Below are 19167 nucleotides of genomic sequence, written 5' to 3'. Positions count from 1 at the left end.
TCAGGGTTGTGTCTGAAGGTCTGATGGGGGTCCCTCCACGCGGAGCGTGGAGGAGGGTCCGAGGTGGCCGGCCTGCGCCCGGGGCGGACGCGGGCCGGCCGACCCGTCAGACCTCTTCGACGCTGCTCGGCTCCCGCCGGGACAGGTCGATGCCGAGCTCCTCCGCCGCACGGAACACGTCCTCGTCCGTGTCCCGCATCTCGATGGACATGCCGTCCGAGGACAGCACCTCCACGTTGAGGCAGAGCGACTGCATTTCCTTGATGAGGACCTTGAAGGACTCGGGAATGCCGGGCTCGGGGATGTTCTCGCCCTTGACGATGGCCTCGTAGACCTTCACGCGGCCGGTGACGTCGTCGGACTTGATCGTGAGGAGTTCCTGGAGCGCGTAGGCGGCGCCGTACGCCTCGAGCGCCCACACCTCCATCTCGCCGAAGCGCTGACCACCGAACTGCGCCTTACCACCCAGGGGCTGCTGGGTGATCATGGAGTACGGGCCGGTCGAGCGGGCGTGGAGCTTGTCGTCGACCAGGTGGTGCAGCTTGAGGATGTACATGTACCCGACCGAGATCGGGTCCGGGAACGGCTCGCCGGAGCGGCCGTCGAACAGGCGCGCCTTGCCGGTCGGCTGCACCATGCGCTCACCGTCCCGGTTCGGGATGGTGTGCTCGAGCAGGCCGGCCAGCTCGTCCTCGCGGGCACCGTCGAAGACCGGGGTCGCCACGTTGGTACGCGGCTCGACCTGGTCGGCGCCGATGGCCTGGAGGCGCTGGGCCCACTCCTCGCCGAGCGAGGAGACGTCCCAGCCCTGGCTGGCGAGCCAGCCGAGGTGGATCTCCAGCACCTGCCCCGGGTTCATGCGGGACGGGACGCCCAGCGGGTTGAGGATGATGTCGACCGGGGTGCCGTCCTCAAGGAACGGCATGTCCTCGATCGGCAGGATCTTCGAGATGACGCCCTTGTTGCCGTGGCGTCCTGCCAGCTTGTCGCCGTCCGTGATCTTGCGCTTCTGCGCCACGTACACGCGGACCAGCTGGTTGACGCCGGGCGGCAGCTCGTCGCCCTCCTCGCGGTCGAAGACGCGGACGCCGATGACCTTGCCGGTCTCGCCGTGCGGCACCTTCAGCGAGGTGTCGCGGACCTCGCGGGCCTTCTCGCCGAAGATCGCGCGCAGCAGCCGCTCCTCGGGCGTCAGCTCCGTCTCGCCCTTGGGCGTGACCTTGCCGACGAGGATGTCGGTGTCGCGGACCTCGGCGCCGATGCGGATGATGCCGCGCTCGTCCAGGTCGGCGAGGACCTCCTCGGAGACGTTCGGGATGTCCCGGGTGATCTCCTCGGGGCCGAGCTTGGTGTCGCGGGCGTCGACCTCGTGCTCCTCGATGTGGATCGAGGAGAGGACGTCGTCCTGCACCAGGCGCTGGCTGAGGATGATCGCGTCCTCGTAGTTGTGGCCCTCCCACGGCATGAACGCGACCAGGAGGTTCTTGCCGAGCGCCATCTCGCCCTGCTCGGTGGCCGGGCCGTCGGCGAGCACCTGGCTCTCGACGACCCGGTCGCCCTCGGAGACGACGACCTTCTGGTTGACCGAGGTGCCCTGGTTGGAGCGGAAGAACTTCGCGATGCGGTACGTGGTGTACGTGCCGTCGTCGTTGGTGACGGTGATGTAGTCCGCGGAGACCTCCTGGACCACACCCGCCTTCTCCGCCTTGATGACGTCGCCGGCGTCGACCGCGCAGCGGTACTCCATGCCGGTGCCGACGAGCGGCGCCTCTGAGGTGATCAGCGGCACGGCCTGGCGCATCATGTTCGCGCCCATGAGGGCGCGGTTGGCGTCGTCGTGCTCCAGGAACGGGATCATGGCCGTCGCGACGGACACCATCTGGCGCGGCGAGACGTCCATGTAGTCGACGTCCTCGCCCGGCACGTAGTCGACCTCGCCGCCGCGGCGGCGGACCAGCACGCGGGTCTCCTCGAACCGCAGCTCGTCGGTGAGCGGCGCGTTGGCCTGCGCGATGACGAAGCGGTCCTCCTCGTCCGCGGTCAGGTAGTCGACCTCGTCGGTGACGACGCCCTCGGTGACCCGGCGGTACGGCGTCTCGACGAAGCCGAACGCGTTGACCCGGCCGTACGAGGCGAGCGAGCCGATCAGGCCGATGTTCGGGCCTTCGGGCGTCTCGATCGGGCACATGCGGCCGTAGTGCGACGGGTGCACGTCACGGACCTCGAAGCCGGCCCGCTCACGGGAGAGGCCACCCGGGCCGAGCGCCGACAGGCGGCGCTTGTGGGTGAGCCCGGAGAGCGGGTTGTTCTGGTCCATGAACTGCGACAGCTGGCTGGTGCCGAAGAACTCCTTGATGGAGGCGACGACCGGCCGGATGTTGATCAGGGTCTGCGGCGTGATCGCCTCGACGTCCTGCGTCGTCATGCGCTCGCGCACGACGCGCTCCATCCGCGCGAGGCCCGTGCGGACCTGGTTCTGGATGAGCTCGCCGACGTTGCGCAGGCGGCGGTTGCCGAAGTGGTCGATGTCGTCGGTCTCTACGACGATCTCCGCGCCGCTGGAGCTGACCGTCTCGGTCTCGCCCGCGTGCAGCTTGACCAGGTACTTGATCGTCGCGATGACGTCGTCGGTGGTGAGCACGCCGGCGTCGAGCGGCGCGTCGGCGCCCAGCTTCTTGTTGACCTTGTAGCGGCCGACCTTCGCGAGGTCGTAGCGCTTCGGGTTGAAGTAGAGGTTCTCCAGCAGCGTCTGGGCGGCCTCGCGCGTGGGGGGCTCGCCCGGGCGGAGCTTGCGGTAGATGTCGAGCAGCGCGTCGTCCTGGCCCTGGGTGTGGTCCTTCTCCAGGGTGGCGCGCATCGACTCGTACTCGCCGAACTCCTCGAGGATCTGCTCGGTGGTCCAGCCGAGCGCCTTGAGCAGGACGGTGACGGACTGCTTGCGCTTGCGGTCGATGCGGACGCCGACCATGTCGCGCTTGTCGATCTCCATCTCCAGCCAGGCACCCCGGGACGGGATGATCTTGGCGGAGTAGATGTCCTTGTCGGACGTCTTGTCGATGGAGGAGTCGAAGTAGACGCCCGGCGAGCGCACGAGCTGCGACACCACGACACGCTCGGTGCCGTTGATGACGAAGGTGCCCTTGTTCGTCATGAGCGGGAAGTCACCCATGAAGACCGTCTGGGACTTGATCTCGCCGGTCTCGTTGTTCGTGAACTCGGCGGTGACGAACAGCGGAGCCGCGTACGTGAAGTCGCGCTCCTTGCACTCGTCGATCGAGTTCTTCGGGGGCTCGAAACGGTGGTCGCGGAACGTCAGCGACATCGACCCGGAGAAGTCCTCGATCGGGGAGATCTCTTCGAAGATCTCCTCAAGACCGGACTTCCTTGGGACGTCCTGTCCGTTGTCGAGAGCCGCCTCGACGCGAGCCTTCCACGCGGCGTTGCCGAGCAGCCAGTCGAAGCTCTCGGTCTGGAGCGCGAGAAGGTTCGGAACCTCAAGGGGCTCCTTGATCTTTGCAAAGGAGATGCGCAGCGGGGCGGTGCTTGCGCCGTTGTTCGTATTCGTGGTCGAGGCGTTGCGCGAGGCGGCCAAGAGGGGGTCCTTCCGAGGGCTCGGACTCACTACGCGCGTACCGGTCCCTCGCAGACACGGAGAGGGAAAGCCCTGGTCAGAGCCTTCGATCGCCGGTGTTCTTACGAGAGGGTGCCCCTGGTGACGGGCAGGGGACAGCTAACAGGCAGCGCAAAGGGACAGTGTAGCCACTTGGCACACTGATGTCCAGAGCGGGTTGTGGGAGACCCTCGTTGTCCTCAACACCCTCGCTGCTGCTGCCGGCCCGTACACCGGCCCTGCCCGGCCGGAGCCGCCGCAGAGCCGTGGCGCTTGAGCGCCATCCCCTTACTTCCCACATCGCCCGCGATCCATGCCTCGGAACCGGATCGACTGTGACGACGCGACCACGAGAATTGCGCGCCTGCCGCGGTTCGTCAAGGCCCCCCGCCCTCCGGGCCCCGCCCCGGAAACCCGGCTCTGAGCTCGGGAAGCCCCCCGGGCCGCAGACGATGATCACCCTAGCGCCAGGCGGGGGGAACGCAAGCCGACCGCCGCGGGCACGGCGAGGGGCGACCACCCGGATGGGTGATCGCCCCTCGCGTCAACACGGTGCGCGGCCGTCAGCCGCGCGTCCGGCGCCCTCGGGCGCCAGGGTTCACTTGACCTCGACGGAGGCGCCGGCGCCCTTGAGGGACTCGGCGGCCTTGTCGGCGGCGTCCTTGGCGACCTTCTCGAGGACGGGCTTCGGGGCGCCGTCCACGAGGTCCTTGGCCTCCTTGAGGCCGAGCGAGGTGAGCTCGCGCACGACCTTGATGACCTGGATCTTCTTGTCGCCCGCACCGGTCAGGATGACGTCGAACTCGTCCTGCTCGGCAGCGGCCTCGGCGGCCGGGGCACCCGGGCCCGCGACGGCGGCGGCGGCGACCGGAGCGGCGGCGGTGACGTCGAACTTGTCCTCGAAGGCCTTCACGAACTCGGAGAGCTCGATGAGGGTCATCTCCTCGAACTGCGCGAGCAGGTCGTCCTGGCTGAGCTTCGCCATGATGGCGGTCCTTCCACTAAATCGGCTGGTGCCGGGTGTACATGTCGGCGGGCACAGGGCCCGCAGCGGCCTTGCGGCCAGAACGCCGAGTTACTCGGCACCGCCCTGCTCGTCGGCTTCCTTCTTGGCCCGAAGCGCCTCCGCGGTGCGGACGAACTTCGAGGGGAGCGCCTGGAAGAGCGCGGCAGCCTGCGAGGGCTTGGCCTTCATGGCGCCCGCCAGCTTGGCGAGCAGAACCTCGCGGGACTCGAGGTCCGCAAGCTTCTTGATCTCGTCGGCGGACATCGCCTTGCCGTCAAGGACACCGCCCTTGATGACGAGGTTCGGGTTGTCCTTGGCGAAGTCACGAAGACCCTTCGCCGACTCCACCGGGTCACCGGTGACGAAGGCAACAGCCGTCGGACCCGCGAACAGGTCGTCCAGCGTGTTGATCCCGGCCTCGTTGGCCGCGATCTTGGTCAGCGTGTTCTTCACCACGGCGTACTGGGCGTTCCCACCGAGCGAGCGGCGCAGCTCCTTGAGCTGCGCCACGGTGAGACCCCGGTACTCGGTCAGCACGGCGGCGCTCGAGCTGCGGAACTGCTCCGTCAGCTCGGCCACCGCGGCGGCCTTGTCGGGCCTTGCCATGAGCGTCGGCCTCCTTCCGGGTGATGAGGACCGCTCTCGGAAGGGGCTGGACAAAACGAAACGCCCCGACGCAGGTGCGCGGGGCGTAGCTCGACCGGCACGACATGTCGCACCATGCGGGAGCTTTCCACTGTCACCTGCGCAGGCCGTCCGCAGCTAGCGGATCCTTCGGCCGCCGGACCCTTGCGGGCACACGGCGACAACCAGCGGTCTTTGGCTTCATGGGGAGAGTACGGGACCGGGCGCGCGGCAGGCAAATCCGCTGCGCCCGGCCCCGCGCTCCCGCACGCTCAGGACGTGGCGCCGGACTCCTGGGCCTGCTTCATCAGGTCCTGGAGCGTGAACGTCTGCCCGGCGGGCGGCGCCTGGACGTCGGCGGCCTTCGCCCGGTAGTCCGACAGGTGCTCGTCCACCTTCATGGGGCCGCTCGCGGTGTCCATGGCGACGCTCACCCGCACCGGGAAGTCGTCGGCCCCCACCCACACGTCGAAGTCCTCCGCGGTGATGCCGGCCTTCTTCATGCTGTCCGCCGCCTGCTTGCGCTGCTCGGCCGTGAGCGCCTCGGCGTTGCCCGAGGCGAGCATCTGCTGGACGGTGAGGCGGCCCCGGTAGTGCTGCGCCCGCACCCCGTCGACCGTCTCCGCGCCCACCCGCGTGATCTGCGGGGACTGGAGCAGCGTGGCGAACTGCTGCGCGGGGCTCTGGTCCGACTGGAGGGAGCTGCCGAGGAGGGCCGAATCGCCGCCCGCCGCGCCGCCCGCCGCGGACGCGCCCGAGCCGAGGTCGAGCTTCATCCACCGCTTGCCGCCGAGCGTCTTGGCGGTCTCCGGGTCGTCCTTCATCTCCGCGGAGAGGTCGACGTACATGGCGTCGCCCGCCATCCTCGCGCGGACGGTGCCCGCGCCCGGCACGCCGAGGCTCGTGGCGTCCATGGTCATGTCCATCACCGTCGGGTTCCAGCCGATGGTCCCCGACGTCTTCATCGTCGTGGCCGCCCCCGCCCTGCCCGGCATGGTCATCGCCATCCGGAACTTCGCCGACCGGTACGCCGAGAGCTTCTTGTAGGCCGCGGTGACCGCGTCGGCCGGAGAGACCGCCACGGGCGCCGCCTTCGACGCCGAGGGCGCCGCGGAGTCCGCCGTCTTCTTCGCGCCGCCGTCGTCCTGGCAGCCCGCCACCGCCACGACCGCCGCGAGCGCCGCCGTCACCGCGAACGCGCCACGTCTGCCGACCGATGTCCTCATGTGCTGTTCCCCCCACCCCTGTTGTGCACTGCTGTTGTGCACTGCGTGTCTGTGAGACGCCTGTTAGGCATCTGCCCGGGGCAGAATACGCCCGTCCACCGACACCCCCGGCCTGCGCCCACGACCGGGACGCGCGGGCCCCGCGGGGCCATGAAAAACGGGCCCCTCGCGCCGCGGGAGCGGTGCGAGGGGCCCGTGGAGTGCCGGCCGGGCCGGCGCCTGGCGTCAGACGACGGCCGGGTCCTCCTCAAGGAGGTTCCTGGTGCGGTTGGCGTCCAGCGGGATGCCGGGGCCCATCGTCGTGGCCAGGGTGGCCCGCTTGATGTAACGGCCCTTGGCGGCCGACGGCTTGAGGCGGTTGATCTCCTCAAGGGCGGCGGCGTAGTTCTCCACGAGCTGGGTCTCGTCGAACGAGATCTTGCCGATGATGAAGTGGAGGTTCGAGTGCTTGTCGACGCGGAACTCGATCTTGCCGCCCTTGATGTCCGTCACGGCCTTGGTGACGTCGGGGGTGACCGTTCCGGTCTTCGGGTTGGGCATCAGGCCGCGCGGGCCGAGGACGCGGCCGAGGCGGCCGACCTTGCCCATGAGGTCGGGGGTGGCGACGACGGCGTCGAAGTCCAGACGCCCCTTCGCCACCTCGTCGATCAGTTCGTCGGCGCCGACGATGTCGGCGCCGGCGGCGCGTGCTGCCTCGGCACGGTCACCGGTCGCGAAGACCAGGACCCGGGCGGTCTTGCCGGTGCCGTGCGGGAGGTTCACGGTGCCGCGGACCATCTGGTCCGCCTTGCGCGGGTCGACCCCGAGCCGGAAGGCGACCTCGACGGTGCCGTCGAACTTGGCGCTGTTGATGTCCTTGGCGAGGCGGACGGCCTCCAGGGGCGCGTACGCGCGCTCCTGGTCGATCTTGGCGTCCGCTGCGCGGAGAGCCTTGCTGCGCTTCACTTCTTCTCCTGATGGTTCAAGCAGGTGCGGAGGTCGTGGTCCGGGCCGCGCAGGGCCCTCCCACTGCGGGAGCCGCCTGGGGCGTGCGCCCGCGGCACGGCGTCGGGTCTCAGCCCTCGACCGTGATGCCCATGGAGCGGGCGGTGCCGGCGATGATCTTCTCGGCGGCCTCGATGTCGTTGGCGTTCAGGTCGGGCATCTTGGTGTTGGCGATGTCCCTGACCTGGTCGCGCGTCAGCTTGGCGACCTTCTTGACGTGGGGCTCGCCTGAGCCCTTGTCCACGCCGGCGGCCTTGAGGATGAGCTTGGCGGCCGGCGGCGTCTTGGTGATGAAGGTGAAGGAGCGGTCCTCGTAGACCGTGATCTCCACCGGCACGACCATCCCGCGCTGCGACTCGGTCGCGGCGTTGTAGGCCTTGCAGAACTCCATGATGTTGACGCCGTGCTGACCCAGGGCGGGGCCGACCGGCGGGGCCGGGTTGGCCGCACCGGCCTGGATCTGGAGCTTGATCAGCCCCGTGACCTTCTTCTTCTTGGGAGGCATGTGTTTCTCTCCGGGTCCTGATGAGAGGTGATCAGCCTCCACCGATCATCCGGATGGAGGCATACCGCACAACGATAACGGGTAAGGATGCGCGGCCAAAAACCGACAGGTCAGGGGCCCGTGAGGGGCGACCCTGACCTGGTCGGAAGCGGTACGGGGCGGCGCGGGGCGCCGCCCGCGTCAGTTCTTCTGGATCTGGTCGAAGCTCAGCTCGACCGGGGTCTCCCGGCCGAAGATCTCCACCAGGCCCTTGACCTTGCGGGAGTCGGCGCTGATCTCGTTGATCGTCGCCTGGAGCGTGGCGAACGGGCCGTCCGTGACGGTGACGGAGTCGCCCACCTCGAAGTCCAGCACCTGGACCTCGACCTTGCGGGCGGGCGCCGGCTTGCCCTCGGCCTCGGCCGCCTCGCGGGCCGCCTTCTCCTCGGCCTCGGGGGCGAGCATCTTCACGATCTCGTCGAGCGTCAGCGGGTACGGGTCGTAGGCGTTGCCCACGAAGCCGGTGACGCCGGGGGTGTTGCGGACGACGCCCCAGGACTCGTTCGTCAGGTCCATGCGGACGAGCACGTAGCCGGGCAGCTTGTTCTGCCGGACGTTCTTGCGCTCGCCGTTCTTGATCTGGACGATCTCTTCCTCGGGGACCTCGGCCTGGTAGATGAACTCCTCGACGTTGAGCGAGACGGCGCGCTGCTCCAGGTTGGCCTTCACGCGCTTCTCGTAGCCCGCATAGGTGTGGATCACGTACCACTCGCCGGGCAGGCCGCGCAGCTCGTCGCGGAGCGCGGCGACCGGGTCGACGGGGGCCTCCGCGGCCTCCTCGGCGTCGTCACCCGCGGCCGCTTCGTCCTCCGCGGAGTCGACGGACTCCGCGGACTCGTCGGTCACGTCGGCCGCGGCGGTCTCGAACTCGTCCGACTCCTCGGGCGCATCCGATGCCTCGGACGCGTCGCTCTCCGCGGCGGCCTCGGTCGCCTCGACGGACTCGTCCGGCTTCTCCTCGGCCTCGGCAGCGGCGGTGGCCTCGTCTGGCTCGACAGCGTCCGCCGCCGCGGCGACGTCGGCCTCGTCCGCAGCGGACTCGGCCGATTCGCGGGCGTCGTTCAGGTTCGGGTCAGACACGGTGACTGCTTCTTCCTGGCTCAAGGGGTGGAACACCCGAAAGGGGCGGCCGCTGTGGCTCGCCCCCCGGGATCAGCCGAAAACGGACTTGATTGCTTGGTTGAAGCCATAGTCAATCACGGTCACCAGACCGATCATGATGACAACGAAGACAATCACGACAGTGGTGTACGTCGACAGCTGATTACGAGTCGGCCAGACGACCTTGCGCAGTTCGGCGACGACCTGCCGGTAGAAGAGGGCGAGACGGCCCAGGGGGCCCTTCTTCCCGCGCCTGCCGCCCTTGCGGGGCTTCTTCTCCTGCGTCTCGGGGGACTCGTCGTCGGCATCAGGCTTGTCGATGGAGCCCACGGCGTCCGTCACGCTCTCTCACCTGATTCCGGGTCGTGGCCGTGCCGCGCCCGGGGGAGCCGCACGGCGGTGCAATGAATGTACGTACATGCGCACACATCCTGGCGGTGTGTGTAGCAGGGCCGGAGGGACTTGAACCCCCAACCGCTGGTTTTGGAGACCAGTGCTCTACCAATTGAGCTACGACCCTTTGTTGCCCGCCCCAACCTACCCCATCCGACAGTGCGCACGGTATGCGCGCGGACGGACGCGACGACGGGGGCCGACGACAGGTGAGTGTACGTGGTCGGTGGCCGTGCGTCGAACAGCTCCCCGCGGCCCTGGACCCCCGGGCGGCCGGGCCGCGGCCCCCGGCGACCTGCCCCGATCCGGCCGCCCCGTGGTTCCTCGGGCGGCCGGGCGGAGACCAACCGGGCCCGGACGCGCACGCTCCGGTCGTACCCGGACACCATGCGTCGCCGCTGGGTGCCCAGTTGTTCAGTTCGTGAAACCCGTGTGCCGCGAAGGTTTCCGGTCTGAAACCATGGGCCCATGAGCGCTGCATCCCCTTCCGCCGAGCGCCGGGTGTCCGCGCGCGTCGGCGCGATCTCCGAGTCCGCCACCCTCGCCGTCGACGCCAAGGCCAAGGCCCTCAAGGCCGCCGGGCGCCCGGTGATCGGGTTCGGCGCGGGCGAGCCGGACTTCCCGACGCCCGACTACATCGTCGACGCGGCCGTCGAGGCCTGCCGCACCCCCAGGTTCCACCGCTACACCCCGGCCGGGGGCCTGCCCGAGCTGAAGTCCGCGATCGCCGCCAAGACGCTGCGCGACTCCGGCTACGAGGTCGACTCCGCGCAGGTCCTGGTGACCAACGGCGGCAAGCAGGCGATCTACGAGGCGTTCGCCGCGATCCTCGACCCGGGCGACGAGGTCCTCGTACCGGCGCCGTACTGGACGACGTACCCCGAGTCGATCCGGCTCGCCGGCGGTGTGCCGGTCGACGTGGTCGCCGACGAGACCACCGGCTACCGGGTCTCCGTCGCGCAGTTGGAGGCCGCGCGCACCGAGCGCACGAAGGTGCTGCTGTTCGTCTCCCCGTCCAACCCGACGGGCGCCGTCTACAGCCGCGAGGACACCGAGGCGATCGGCCGCTGGGCCGTCGAGCACGGCCTGTGGGTGCTGACGGACGAGATCTACGAGCACCTGGTGTACGGCGACGCCGGGTTCACCTCGCTGCCCGCGGCCGTGCCCGAGCTGCGCGAGAAGTGCGTCGTCGTCAACGGCGTCGCCAAGACGTACGCGATGACCGGCTGGCGGGTCGGGTGGGCGATCGGCCCCAAGGACGTGATCAAGGCCGCGGCGAACCTCCAGTCGCACGCGACGTCGAACGTCGCGAACGTCTCGCAGGCCGCCGCGCTCGCCGCCGTCTCCGGCGACCTGTCGGCGGTCGCCGAGATGCGCGCGGCCTTCGACCGCCGCCGCCGCACGATCGTGCGGATGCTGAGCGAGATCGACGGCGTGGTCTGCCCCGAGCCCGAGGGCGCGTTCTACGCGTACCCGTCGGTGAAGGCGCTGCTCGGCAAGGAGATCAGGGGCTCGCGCCCGGAGTCCTCTGTGGAGCTCGCCGCGCTGATCCTCGACGAGGTCGAGGTCGCCGTCGTGCCGGGTGAGGCCTTCGGCACCCCCGGCTACCTGCGGCTCTCGTACGCGCTCGGCGACGAGGACCTGGTCGAGGGCGTCTCCCGCATCCAGAAGCTGCTCGCCGAGGCCAAGGGCTGAGCGCCGCCCGGCGCACCGCCGGACGACGCGACGGGTCCCCTGCCGGTTGCCGGCGGGGGACCCGTTTTTCCGTTCGGTGGGCGACCGATCCGACCATCGGGCTGTAGACATCGGCGCGGATGCGGCAGGATCTTGGGATGTTGAGCACGACCGCCCCCACCCGGCACGACCCGGCAGGCCCCCGCGACGTGCGGCTGCTGCCGAAGGCCCACCTGCATCTGCACTTCACCGGCTCGATGCGGCCCGCGACCCTCCTCGAACTGGCCGCGAAGTACCGCGTGCACCTCCCCGAGGCGCTGACCGGCGGCGAGCCGCCACGCCTGAGCGCCACCGACGAGCGGGGCTGGTTCCGCTTCCAGCGTCTCTACGACATCGCGCGCTCCTGCCTGCGGGAGCCCGACGACATCCGGCGGCTGGTGCGGGAGGCCGCGGAGGAGGACGTGCGGGACGGGTCGCGCTGGCTGGAGATCCAGGTCGACCCGACGTCGTACGCCCCGCACCTCGGCGGTCTGATCCCGGCGATGGAGATCATCCTCGACGCGGTGGAGTCCGCGTCGCGGGAGACCGGGCTCGGCATGCGGGTGCTGGTGGCCGCGAACCGGATGAAGCACCCCCTGGAGGCGCGGACGCTGGCGCGGCTCGCGGTGCGCTACGCGGACGCCGGCGTGGTCGGCTTCGGGCTCTCCAACGACGAACGGCGCGGGATGGCGAGGGACTTCGACCGCGCGTTCGCCATCGCGCGGCGCGGCGGGCTGCTCGCGGCGCCGCACGGCGGCGAGCTGACCGGGCCCGCGTCGGTCCGCGACTGCCTCGACGACCTGCGGGCCGCCCGGGTCGGCCACGGCGTGCGGGCGGCCGAGGACCCGCGGCTGCTGCGGCGCCTCGCCGACTCGGGGGTGACCTGCGAGGTCTGCCCGGCGTCGAACGTGGCGCTCGGGGTGTACGCGAAACCCGCCGACGTGCCGCTGCGCACCCTGTTCGACGCGGGCGTGCCGATGGCGCTCGGCGCCGACGACCCGCTCCTCTTCGGCTCGCGCCTGGCCGCGCAGTACGAGCTGGCGCGCGAGCACCACGGCTTCACCGACGAGGAGCTCGCCGAGCTGGCACGCCAGTCGGTGCGCGCGTCGGCCGCGCCCGAGGGCGTGCGGGCAGGACTGCTCGCGGACGTGGACGCCTGGCTGGCGTCCTGAGGCGGCTCAGAGCGCGACGCCCACCATCACCGGCTCGTTGACGAGGACGATCCCGAAGGCGTCGTACACGCCGGCGACGACCTCGCGGGCGAGGGCGAGCAGGTCCTCTGTGGTGGCGTCGCCGCGGTTGGTCAGCGCGAGCGTGTGCTTGGTGGAGATGCGGGCGGGCCCGGTGCCGTACCCCTTGGCGAAGCCCGCCTTGTCGATCAGCCAGGCCGCCGAGGTCTTCGTCCGGCCGTCGGCCTCCGGGTAGGCGGGCGGCGCGGCGTCCGCGCCGAGCCGGTCCCGCACGCGGCCGACGAAGTCCGCGTACTGGTCGGCGTCGAGCAGCGGGTTGGTGAAGAACGACCCGGCGGACCAGGTGTCGTGGTCGTCGGGGTCGAGGACCATGCCCTTGCCCGAGCGCAGCGCGAGCACCGTGTCGCGGGCGGCGCCGAGCGCGACGCGCTCCCCCGGCCCGACGCCGAGCGCGCGGGCCGTCTCCGCGTACCTCAGCGGCCCGGAGAGGCCGCCCGAGTCCTCCAGCGTGAAGTGGACGCGCAGCACGACGTACCGCTCGGGGTGGAGCTTGAAGACGCTGGAGCGGTACGAGAAGAGGCACTCGCCGTTGGTCAGCCGCACGGTACGCCGCTCGGCGCGGTCGTACGCGACGACGGCGGTGACGACGGAGGAGACCTCCTGCCCGTAGGCGCCCACGTTCTGGATGGGCGTGGCCCCCACGGAGCCGGGGATGCCGGCCAGGCACTCGATCCCGGCGAGCCCCGCGGCGACCGTGCGGGCCACCAGGTCGCTCCACACCTCGCCCGCTGCCGCCTCGACGCGGGTCCCGTCGATCCGCACACCGCGGGTCGCGATGCGCAGCGCGGTGCCGTCGAACCCCTTGTCGCCCACGACGAGGTTGCTGCCGCCGCCGACCAGGAGGAGGGGGGTGCCCGCGTCGTCGGCCGCGCGGGTCTGTGCCACCACGTCCTCGTCGGTCTCCGCTGTCACCAGGCGCCTGGCAGGGCCGCCGAGCCTGAGGGTGGTGAGGGGGGCGAGGGGAGTCTCGAAAAGTTCCTGCACGCGGCAAGGCTAACGGGCCGGTGGCCCGGCCCGGCGCGGTGGCGCAGCCCGGCGCGGTGGCACCGGGGGCCGGGCGGGGCCGGCCGGGTCCCCGGCCCGCTCCCCCGCCCGGCCCCGTGGCCGTGCCGCTCTCCCGCCGGGTCCTTCAGCGCTCGGCGGCGGGTGCCGGCGTGGGCGCGGACAGCGCGGCCCGCCCGGGCGTCCGTGCCGCGGCCGGCCCCGCGGCCGGCTCGGGCCCGGCCTCAGGTCCCGCTTCCGGCGCCGGCTCCGGCTCGGACCTGCGCCGCAGCACGGTCAGGGCCACCAGCGCCGCCCCCGCCACCACGGCGGCCCCGATCCACAGCGCGGGGCGGGTGCCGTCGACGAACATCTGCGGGCTGCCGTATCCGCCCTGCGCGGAGAAGACCGCGCCGAGCGTGGCGACTCCGAGGGCGCCGCCGACCTCGCGGAGCGCGTTGTTGGTGCCGGAGGCGATGCCCTGGTCCCCCGGGCGCACGCCCGACATGACGAGCGCGCCCGCAGGGGCGAAGTACAGCGCCATGCCGATGCCGCTGAGGATCAGCGCGGGCAGCTGCGTGCCGTACGCGACGCCCGGCTCCATGACCGCGGCGAACCAGGCGAGCCCCGCCGCCTGGAGCGCCATGCCCGCGGCGACGACGAGCCGGCCGCCGAACCTGTCGTGGAGCACGCCCGCGACGGGCGAGACCACGAGCGGCATCGCCGTCCACGGCAGCATCCGCAGGCCCGCCTCGGTGGGCGAGTAGCCGAGCGCGCTCTGGAGGAACTGGCTGAGCAGGAAGATCGAGCCGAACATCCCGACGAACATCAGCAGCGTCGCCGCGTTGATCCCGGCGAACGTGCGGTTTTTGAACATCCGCAGCGGCAGCATCGCGTGCGGGCTGACCGCCGAGTGCCGTACGAACAGGCCGAGCAGCGCGGCGCCGAGGATCAGCCCGAGCAGGACGCGCGCGCTGGTCCAGCCGTTGGAGTGGGCGGTGACGAGCGCGTACACGATGCCGAAGAGGCCCGCACTGACGAGGACGGTGCCGGTGACGTCGAGCCGGGGCCTCGGGCCGCGCGACTCGGCGAGGCGCAGCCTGGCGAGCGGCAGCAGGGCGGCGCCCACGGGGACGTTCAGCCAGAAGATCCACTCCCAGGAGAGGTGCTCCGTGAGGCTGCCGCCGACCAGCGGGCCCGCGGCGACCGCGAGCCCGGAGACCGCGCTGAAGATCCCGAGGTAGGTGCCGCGGCGCGCCGCGGGCGCCGCGGCCGTGAGCAGGGTGAGCGCGAGCGGCATCATGATCGCGGCGCCCACGCCCTGGACGGCGCGCGCCGCGATCAGCGCGCCCACGCCGCTGGAGAGTGCGGCGGCCGCCGATGCGGCGGAGAAGGTGGCGACGCCCGCGAGGAACAGCCTGCGGCGGCCGAAGCGGTCGCCCAGCGCCGCGCCGAACATCAGCAGGACGGCGAAGGTGAGCGTGTACGCGTTCACCGTCCACTCCAGGTCGTCGAGCGATCCGCCCAGGTCGGCGCGGATGGAGGGCAGCGCGGTGGTGACGACGAGGTTGTCGAGCGCGGCCATGAAGCCGGCCACGGCCGTGACGGCGAGCGCCCAGACCGCGGCGCGGCGGCTGCCGCCCGCGGGCTCCCCCGGGTCGGCGTGCGGCGCCGCCGCGTCCCGCGTGCCGCCGTGCGTTTCGTCCTGTGTTCCGTCGTTCATGTCGATCCCCCAGATCGATGAGGCCGATCGGCCGGTGAAGCCGGTCGGTCCGTGGAGCCGGTCAACCGGTGAAAGCGATGAACCGGTGAGTGGCGCGGCCGCCGCGCGACCGCCCTTAGTAATTGATCAATAACTTTCGCGGGCACAGATCGCCGCCGTACGGGCCGGATCCCGCGGACCCGGCCCCGCACACGACCTGCGCTCAGCCGCCCGCCGCGGGGTTCGCGGGGCCGTCGCCGCCGAGCGGCTGCGCCGACTCCCACACCGTCTCCCAGACGCGGTGGCCCGCGGGGAAGCCGAGCGAGACGAGGGTGTTGATCAGCATGCCGTAGGCCATGAACTCCGTAGCCTCCTTGCCGCCCGCGCCGAGCACGTCCTCCGCCGCGTCCCAGACCCGCAGCCAGCCGCGCCGCAGCCGCTCGCCGAAGGGGCGGTCGCCCGCCGCATCGGCCGCGGCGGCCGCCGCGTACATCTGCATCTGGAGGAGAAGGCGCTCCGGCCGCTCCGCGATGCCGCGCTGGTACGCGGCGGCCATCGCGTGGACCGCCTCCTCGCCCTCCAGGCCCTCGCCCGCCTCGCGGAAGGCGCGCACCATGTCGTCGAGGCAGCGCTCGCACGCCGCGAGGAAGATCTCCTGCTTGCTCGGGAAGAGGCGGAAGAGGTACGGCTGCGAGACGCCGACGCGACGGGCGACGGCCTCTGTCGAGGTGCCGTGGTACCCGCCGCGCGCGAACTCCTCGACCGCCGCCCTGATGACGCTCTCGCGCCGTTCCTCCGCGCTCATCCTGACCATGCGACTAAGTTATTGGCTAATCACTAACTCGGTCAAGCGGTCGGGGCCGCGGTTTTCGCAGCGGCCCCGGGGCTGCGCGGGGGCGCGGCCGGCGGGTGCCGGCCGCGCACGCCCCCGTCAGGCCAGCCGGACCACGGCGCGGGCCAGGCCGAGCACCTTCTGCCCCGCGCTGGTCGCCGCGATGTCGACACGCACCTGCCGGTCCCCGAGCTTCTCCGCGACCTTGGCGGTGACCTCGACGACCGCACCCTTGTCGTCGTTCGGCACGACCACGGGCTTGGTGAAGCGGACGCCGTACTCGACGACCGCCCCCGGGTCTCCGGCCCAGTCGGTGACCACGCGGACCGCCTCGGCCATGGTGAACATGCCGTGCGCGATCACGTCGGGCAGCCCGACCTCCTTGGCGAACCGCTCGTTCCAGTGGATCGGGTTGAAGTCGCCCGAGGCGCCCGCGTACCGCACGAGGGTGTCGCGGGTGACGGGGAACGTGCCGGGCGGCAGCTCCGTGCCGACCTCGACCTCGTCGTAACCGATCGTCGCCGTCATGTCCTCACGCCTCCGCCGCGTCGTCGGCGGCCCGCGCCACCAGCTTCATCCACGCCGTCGCGACATGCTCGCCGCCCTCGTCGTGCACCTCGCCGCGCAGGTCGACGAAGTCGCTGCCCGCGCGGGTGGTGATCGCCTCGATCGTGGAGGTCACAGTGAGCCGGTCGCCCGCGCGCACCGGCCTGTTGTACGCGAACTTCTGGCTGCCGTGCACGACCCTGCTGTAGTCGAGGCCGAGCAGCGGGTCGGTGATGACCTCGCCGGCCGCCCTGAAGGTGACGGCGAACACGAAGGTCGGCGGGGCGATCACGTCCGGGTGCCCGAGCGCCTTCGCGGCCTCCGGGTCGGTGTACGCCGCCGTCGCGTCGCCGATCGCCTCGGCGAACTCGCGGATCTTCTCCCGGCCGACCTCGTACGGCGCGGTGGGCGGGTAGCTCCGCCCCACAAAGGACTGGTCGAGCGCCATGCGGCGCCGCCCCCTTCCTGGTGTCTCTCGCCCCCGGCCCCCGCGGCCGGCGGGCCGTGTCCCGCGGGCCGCCTACGGCGCCCGCGGCCCGCCCCGGTCCCGGCCGGGGCCGCTCTCCCGTCCGGCGCGGGCGCCCCAGACGACGCGAGGCCGCCCCTCTGAGAGGGGCGGCCTCGCGGTCGAGCTTCGATCAGCGCGTCTCGCGGTGCGCCGTGTGCGCCTTGCAGCGCGGGCAGTGCTTCTTCAGCTCAAGACGATCCGGGTTGTTGCGCCGGTTCTTCTTGGTGATGTAGTTCCGCTCCTTGCACTCCACGCAGGCCAGCGTGATCTTCGGGCGGACGTCTGTGGCAGCCACGTGAGTGCTCCTTGACGAACGGATGGATAATCAGGTTTTGCACAAAGAAGAGTAGCCGACTGGAGGACCGACCCCGCAATCGGCTACTGTCAGTAGCGGTGACCGGACTTGAACCGGTGACACAGCGATTATGAGCCGCTTGCTCTACCGACTGAGCTACACCGCTGCGATGCAGGATCTCCTCGCCCGAAGGCGAGGATCACCGAACACCAGAGCCCCAATACGGAATCGAACCGTAGACCTTCTCCTTACCATGGAGACGCTCTACCGACTGAGCTATTGGGGCGAGCGATGAAGACATTACACGCTCGGTCGCGGTTCGCCCAAATCCGTTTTCATGCCCACGCCGAGGGCCTTGCGGACCCTTCGCCCCGCCCGTCGCACGGGCCCCACGGGCGGGTACGGCACGCAGGCTCCACCGGTACGACTATTGCGCTCCTCCGCCGGGGCGTGCCCGGCCCGTCCTAGGCTCGACCCACGCCGCGTGATCTTGCCGCCCGCCCGGGCGCAGCGGCCGCCCGGCAGGGGCGGCGCGCGCGGTCCGGCCGTACGAACAGCGCGCGGTCCGGCCCGTACGAACAGCAGGAGCGCGATGCCCGACAGCCGGCCGCAGCCGTCCGGCGGTGCCACCGACGACACCGCCGCGCTGGTCCTCTCCGGTGCGCGGCTCGCCGACGGCAGGACCGTCGACGTGCGGCTCGGCGGCGGCCGGATCGAGGCGGTCGGCACCGCCGGATGCCTCGGCGCGCGCGGCGCCGGCGGCGCTGTGATCGACCTGTCCGGCTATCTGCTGCTGCCCGCTCCCGCCGAGCCGCACGCGCACGGCGACACCGCGCTGAGCGCGGAGGGGCCGCCCGCCGAGTGCTCGGTGCGCGACGTGCGGCGGCGCGCGACGGAGGCGGCGCTGACCCAGCTCGGCCACGGCGCGACAGCGCTGCGCTCGCACGTTCGGGTCGGCGGCGCACACGGGCTGACCCGTATCGAGGCGGTGCTCCAGGCCAGGCGCTCGCTGCGCGGGCTGTGCGAGATCACCACCGTCGCGGTGCCGGGGCCGCTGACCGGGGTGGCGGGCGCCGACGGTCTTGCCGTGCTGCGCGACGCGCTGAAGATGGGCGCCGACGCGGTGGGCGGCCGCCCCGACCTCGACCCTGACCCGGCCGGCTACGTCGAGGCCGTGCTCGGGCTCGCCGCCGAGCACGGCCTCCCCGTCGACCTGCACACCGACGCGGCCGACCCCGCGCGCCTCACCCGTATCGCGGCGATGGCGGGCGGCCTGCGGCCGGGCGTGAGCATGGGGCCGTGCGCCGGGCTCGCCCGGCTGCCGCGACAGGCCGCCGAGCGGGTCGCCGGGGCGCTCGCCGCGGCCGGGGTGAGCGTGGTCTGCCTGCCGCAGGGCGGCTGCGGGGAGGCCGGGGTGCGCGGCCCGGCCCCGGTGGAGCCGCTGCGCGCCGCGGGGGTACGCCTCGCCGCGGGCGGCGGCGCGCTGCGCGACGCGTGGAACCCGGTCGGGCGCGGCGACCCGCTGGAGGCCGCCTATCTGCTGGCCGCGCAGGGCGGCCTGCCGCCCGCCGCGGCGTACGAGGCGGTGAGCGCGGCGGCGCGGGCGGCGATGGGGCTGCCCGAGGTGCGGATCGAGGCGGGGTTCCCCGCCGAGCTGCTCGCCGTGCGCGGCGACGGGCTCGCCGGGGTGCTGTCGCAGGCGTACAGCAGGATCGTGGTGCACCGCGGGCGGGTGGTGGCGCGCACCAGCGCGGTGCGCGAGTACTGCGACTCGGACGGCGGCGCGGGGGCCGCGCTGCCCCGGCAGGGCCGCCCCGGCTGAGGCGGCGGCCGCCGGGCGCCCCGGTGCGGG

17 protein-coding genes and 3 tRNA genes are annotated in these 19167 nt (G+C 71.7%); 3 read left to right on the top strand and 17 right to left on the bottom strand.

Annotated elements, in window-relative coordinates; genetic code table 11:
- Positions 1-106: 106 nt before the first annotated feature.
- From rpoB to AB0910_RS19560, 9 genes are all read right to left on the bottom strand, one after another.
- On the bottom strand, positions 107-3592 hold the full coding sequence (gene rpoB, locus AB0910_RS19600; protein ID WP_366745877.1) for a DNA-directed RNA polymerase subunit beta: 3486 nt from the start codon (positions 3590-3592) through the stop codon (positions 107-109).
- A gap of 616 nt (positions 3593-4208) precedes the next feature.
- Entirely contained in the window at positions 4209-4595 is a 387-nt protein-coding gene (rplL, locus tag AB0910_RS19595) for a 50S ribosomal protein L7/L12 (protein ID WP_345653980.1), read from the bottom strand.
- A gap of 90 nt (positions 4596-4685) precedes the next feature.
- Entirely contained in the window at positions 4686-5222 is a 537-nt protein-coding gene (rplJ, locus tag AB0910_RS19590; protein WP_366745876.1) for a 50S ribosomal protein L10, read from the bottom strand.
- 290 nt (positions 5223-5512) lie between these two features.
- Entirely contained in the window at positions 5513-6466 is a 954-nt protein-coding gene (locus AB0910_RS19585) for a hypothetical protein (protein WP_366745875.1), read from the bottom strand.
- 225 nt (positions 6467-6691) lie between these two features.
- Entirely contained in the window at positions 6692-7411 is a 720-nt protein-coding gene (rplA, locus tag AB0910_RS19580) for a 50S ribosomal protein L1 (RefSeq protein WP_366745874.1), read from the bottom strand.
- Between the two features lie 109 nt (positions 7412-7520).
- On the bottom strand, positions 7521-7955 hold the full coding sequence (rplK, locus tag AB0910_RS19575; RefSeq protein WP_366745873.1) for a 50S ribosomal protein L11: 435 nt from the start codon (positions 7953-7955) through the stop codon (positions 7521-7523).
- Between the two features lie 180 nt (positions 7956-8135).
- Positions 8136-9074: a transcription termination/antitermination protein NusG gene (nusG, locus tag AB0910_RS19570; RefSeq protein WP_366745872.1), complete on the bottom strand. Its 939-nt coding sequence runs from the start codon at positions 9072-9074 to the stop codon at positions 8136-8138.
- Between the two features lie 72 nt (positions 9075-9146).
- Positions 9147-9437, bottom strand: a complete 291-nt coding sequence (gene secE, locus AB0910_RS19565) for a preprotein translocase subunit SecE (RefSeq protein WP_345653998.1) — start codon at positions 9435-9437, stop codon at positions 9147-9149.
- A gap of 105 nt (positions 9438-9542) precedes the next feature.
- Positions 9543-9615 (bottom strand) — tRNA-Trp (locus AB0910_RS19560).
- A 341-nt stretch (positions 9616-9956) separates the two neighbouring features.
- Here AB0910_RS19560 and AB0910_RS19555 point away from each other — a divergent pair.
- Positions 9957-11183 (top strand): pyridoxal phosphate-dependent aminotransferase, encoded by a 1227-nt coding sequence (locus AB0910_RS19555; RefSeq protein ID WP_366745871.1) that lies wholly within the window; start codon positions 9957-9959, stop codon positions 11181-11183.
- A 137-nt stretch (positions 11184-11320) separates the two neighbouring features.
- Positions 11321-12373, top strand: a complete 1053-nt coding sequence (locus tag AB0910_RS19550; RefSeq protein ID WP_366745870.1) for an adenosine deaminase — start codon at positions 11321-11323, stop codon at positions 12371-12373.
- Positions 12374-12379: 6 nt separating this feature from the next.
- Here the strand turns inward: AB0910_RS19550 and AB0910_RS19545 are convergent, their stop codons facing one another.
- The 8 genes from AB0910_RS19545 to AB0910_RS19510 all read right to left on the bottom strand — a co-directional run bounded on the left by AB0910_RS19545 (position 12380) and on the right by AB0910_RS19510 (position 17601).
- The gene (locus AB0910_RS19545; RefSeq protein WP_366745869.1) at positions 12380-13435 is read right to left on the bottom strand and encodes a UDP-N-acetylmuramate dehydrogenase; all 1056 of its coding nucleotides are present in this window, start codon (positions 13433-13435) and stop codon (positions 12380-12382) included.
- Positions 13436-13580: 145 nt separating this feature from the next.
- A complete protein-coding gene (locus AB0910_RS19540; protein WP_366745868.1) occupies positions 13581-15155 on the bottom strand; it encodes an MFS transporter in 1575 nt (524 codons plus the stop codon).
- A 202-nt stretch (positions 15156-15357) separates the two neighbouring features.
- The gene (locus AB0910_RS19535; protein ID WP_366745867.1) at positions 15358-15948 is read right to left on the bottom strand and encodes a helix-turn-helix domain-containing protein; all 591 of its coding nucleotides are present in this window, start codon (positions 15946-15948) and stop codon (positions 15358-15360) included.
- A gap of 117 nt (positions 15949-16065) precedes the next feature.
- Positions 16066-16494 carry a MaoC family dehydratase gene (locus AB0910_RS19530; RefSeq protein ID WP_366745866.1) on the bottom strand — a complete coding sequence of 143 codons (429 nt, stop codon included), beginning with the start codon at positions 16492-16494 and terminating at the stop codon, positions 16066-16068.
- A gap of 4 nt (positions 16495-16498) precedes the next feature.
- Positions 16499-16960, bottom strand: coding sequence for a MaoC family dehydratase N-terminal domain-containing protein (locus AB0910_RS19525; RefSeq protein WP_366745865.1), 462 nt, complete (start codon positions 16958-16960; stop codon positions 16499-16501).
- A 190-nt stretch (positions 16961-17150) separates the two neighbouring features.
- Positions 17151-17315, bottom strand: a complete 165-nt coding sequence (rpmG, locus tag AB0910_RS19520; RefSeq protein WP_018385553.1) for a 50S ribosomal protein L33 — start codon at positions 17313-17315, stop codon at positions 17151-17153.
- Between the two features lie 93 nt (positions 17316-17408).
- Positions 17409-17481 (bottom strand) — tRNA-Met (locus AB0910_RS19515).
- Positions 17482-17528: 47 nt separating this feature from the next.
- Positions 17529-17601, bottom strand: a tRNA-Thr gene (locus tag AB0910_RS19510).
- Positions 17602-17907: 306 nt separating this feature from the next.
- Between AB0910_RS19510 and AB0910_RS19505 the strand changes: the two genes are divergently transcribed.
- Positions 17908-19137 carry an amidohydrolase family protein gene (locus AB0910_RS19505; protein ID WP_366745864.1) on the top strand — a complete coding sequence of 410 codons (1230 nt, stop codon included), beginning with the start codon at positions 17908-17910 and terminating at the stop codon, positions 19135-19137.
- The last annotated feature ends 30 nt before the right edge of the window (positions 19138-19167 follow it).

This window comes from Streptomyces sp. NPDC047002 (genome assembly GCF_040704505.1).
Taxonomy (GTDB): domain Bacteria; phylum Actinomycetota; class Actinomycetes; order Streptomycetales; family Streptomycetaceae; genus Streptomyces.
This window is presented reverse-complemented; position numbering and strand designations above follow the sequence as displayed.

What these genes read in the sequence shown, in the direction of transcription:
- AB0910_RS19535 (WP_366745867.1), bottom strand. Translation starts at nt 15,948, where the DNA reads ATGGTCAGGATGAGCGCGGAGGAACGGCGCGAGAGCGTCATCAGGGCG.
- AB0910_RS19555 (WP_366745871.1), top strand. Translation starts at nt 9,957, where the DNA reads ATGAGCGCTGCATCCCCTTCCGCCGAGCGCCGGGTGTCCGCGCGCGTC.
- AB0910_RS19505 (WP_366745864.1), top strand. Translation starts at nt 17,908, where the DNA reads ATGCCCGACAGCCGGCCGCAGCCGTCCGGCGGTGCCACCGACGACACC.
- AB0910_RS19530 (WP_366745866.1), bottom strand. Translation starts at nt 16,494, where the DNA reads ATGACGGCGACGATCGGTTACGACGAGGTCGAGGTCGGCACGGAGCTG.
- rplJ (WP_366745876.1), bottom strand. Translation starts at nt 5,222, where the DNA reads ATGGCAAGGCCCGACAAGGCCGCCGCGGTGGCCGAGCTGACGGAGCAG.
- rplL (WP_345653980.1), bottom strand. Translation starts at nt 4,595, where the DNA reads ATGGCGAAGCTCAGCCAGGACGACCTGCTCGCGCAGTTCGAGGAGATG.
- AB0910_RS19525 (WP_366745865.1), bottom strand. Translation starts at nt 16,960, where the DNA reads ATGGCGCTCGACCAGTCCTTTGTGGGGCGGAGCTACCCGCCCACCGCG.
- rplK (WP_366745873.1), bottom strand. Translation starts at nt 7,955, where the DNA reads ATGCCTCCCAAGAAGAAGAAGGTCACGGGGCTGATCAAGCTCCAGATC.
- AB0910_RS19540 (WP_366745868.1), bottom strand. Translation starts at nt 15,155, where the DNA reads ATGAACGACGGAACACAGGACGAAACGCACGGCGGCACGCGGGACGCG.
- AB0910_RS19550 (WP_366745870.1), top strand. Translation starts at nt 11,321, where the DNA reads ATGTTGAGCACGACCGCCCCCACCCGGCACGACCCGGCAGGCCCCCGC.
- AB0910_RS19585 (WP_366745875.1), bottom strand. Translation starts at nt 6,466, where the DNA reads ATGAGGACATCGGTCGGCAGACGTGGCGCGTTCGCGGTGACGGCGGCG.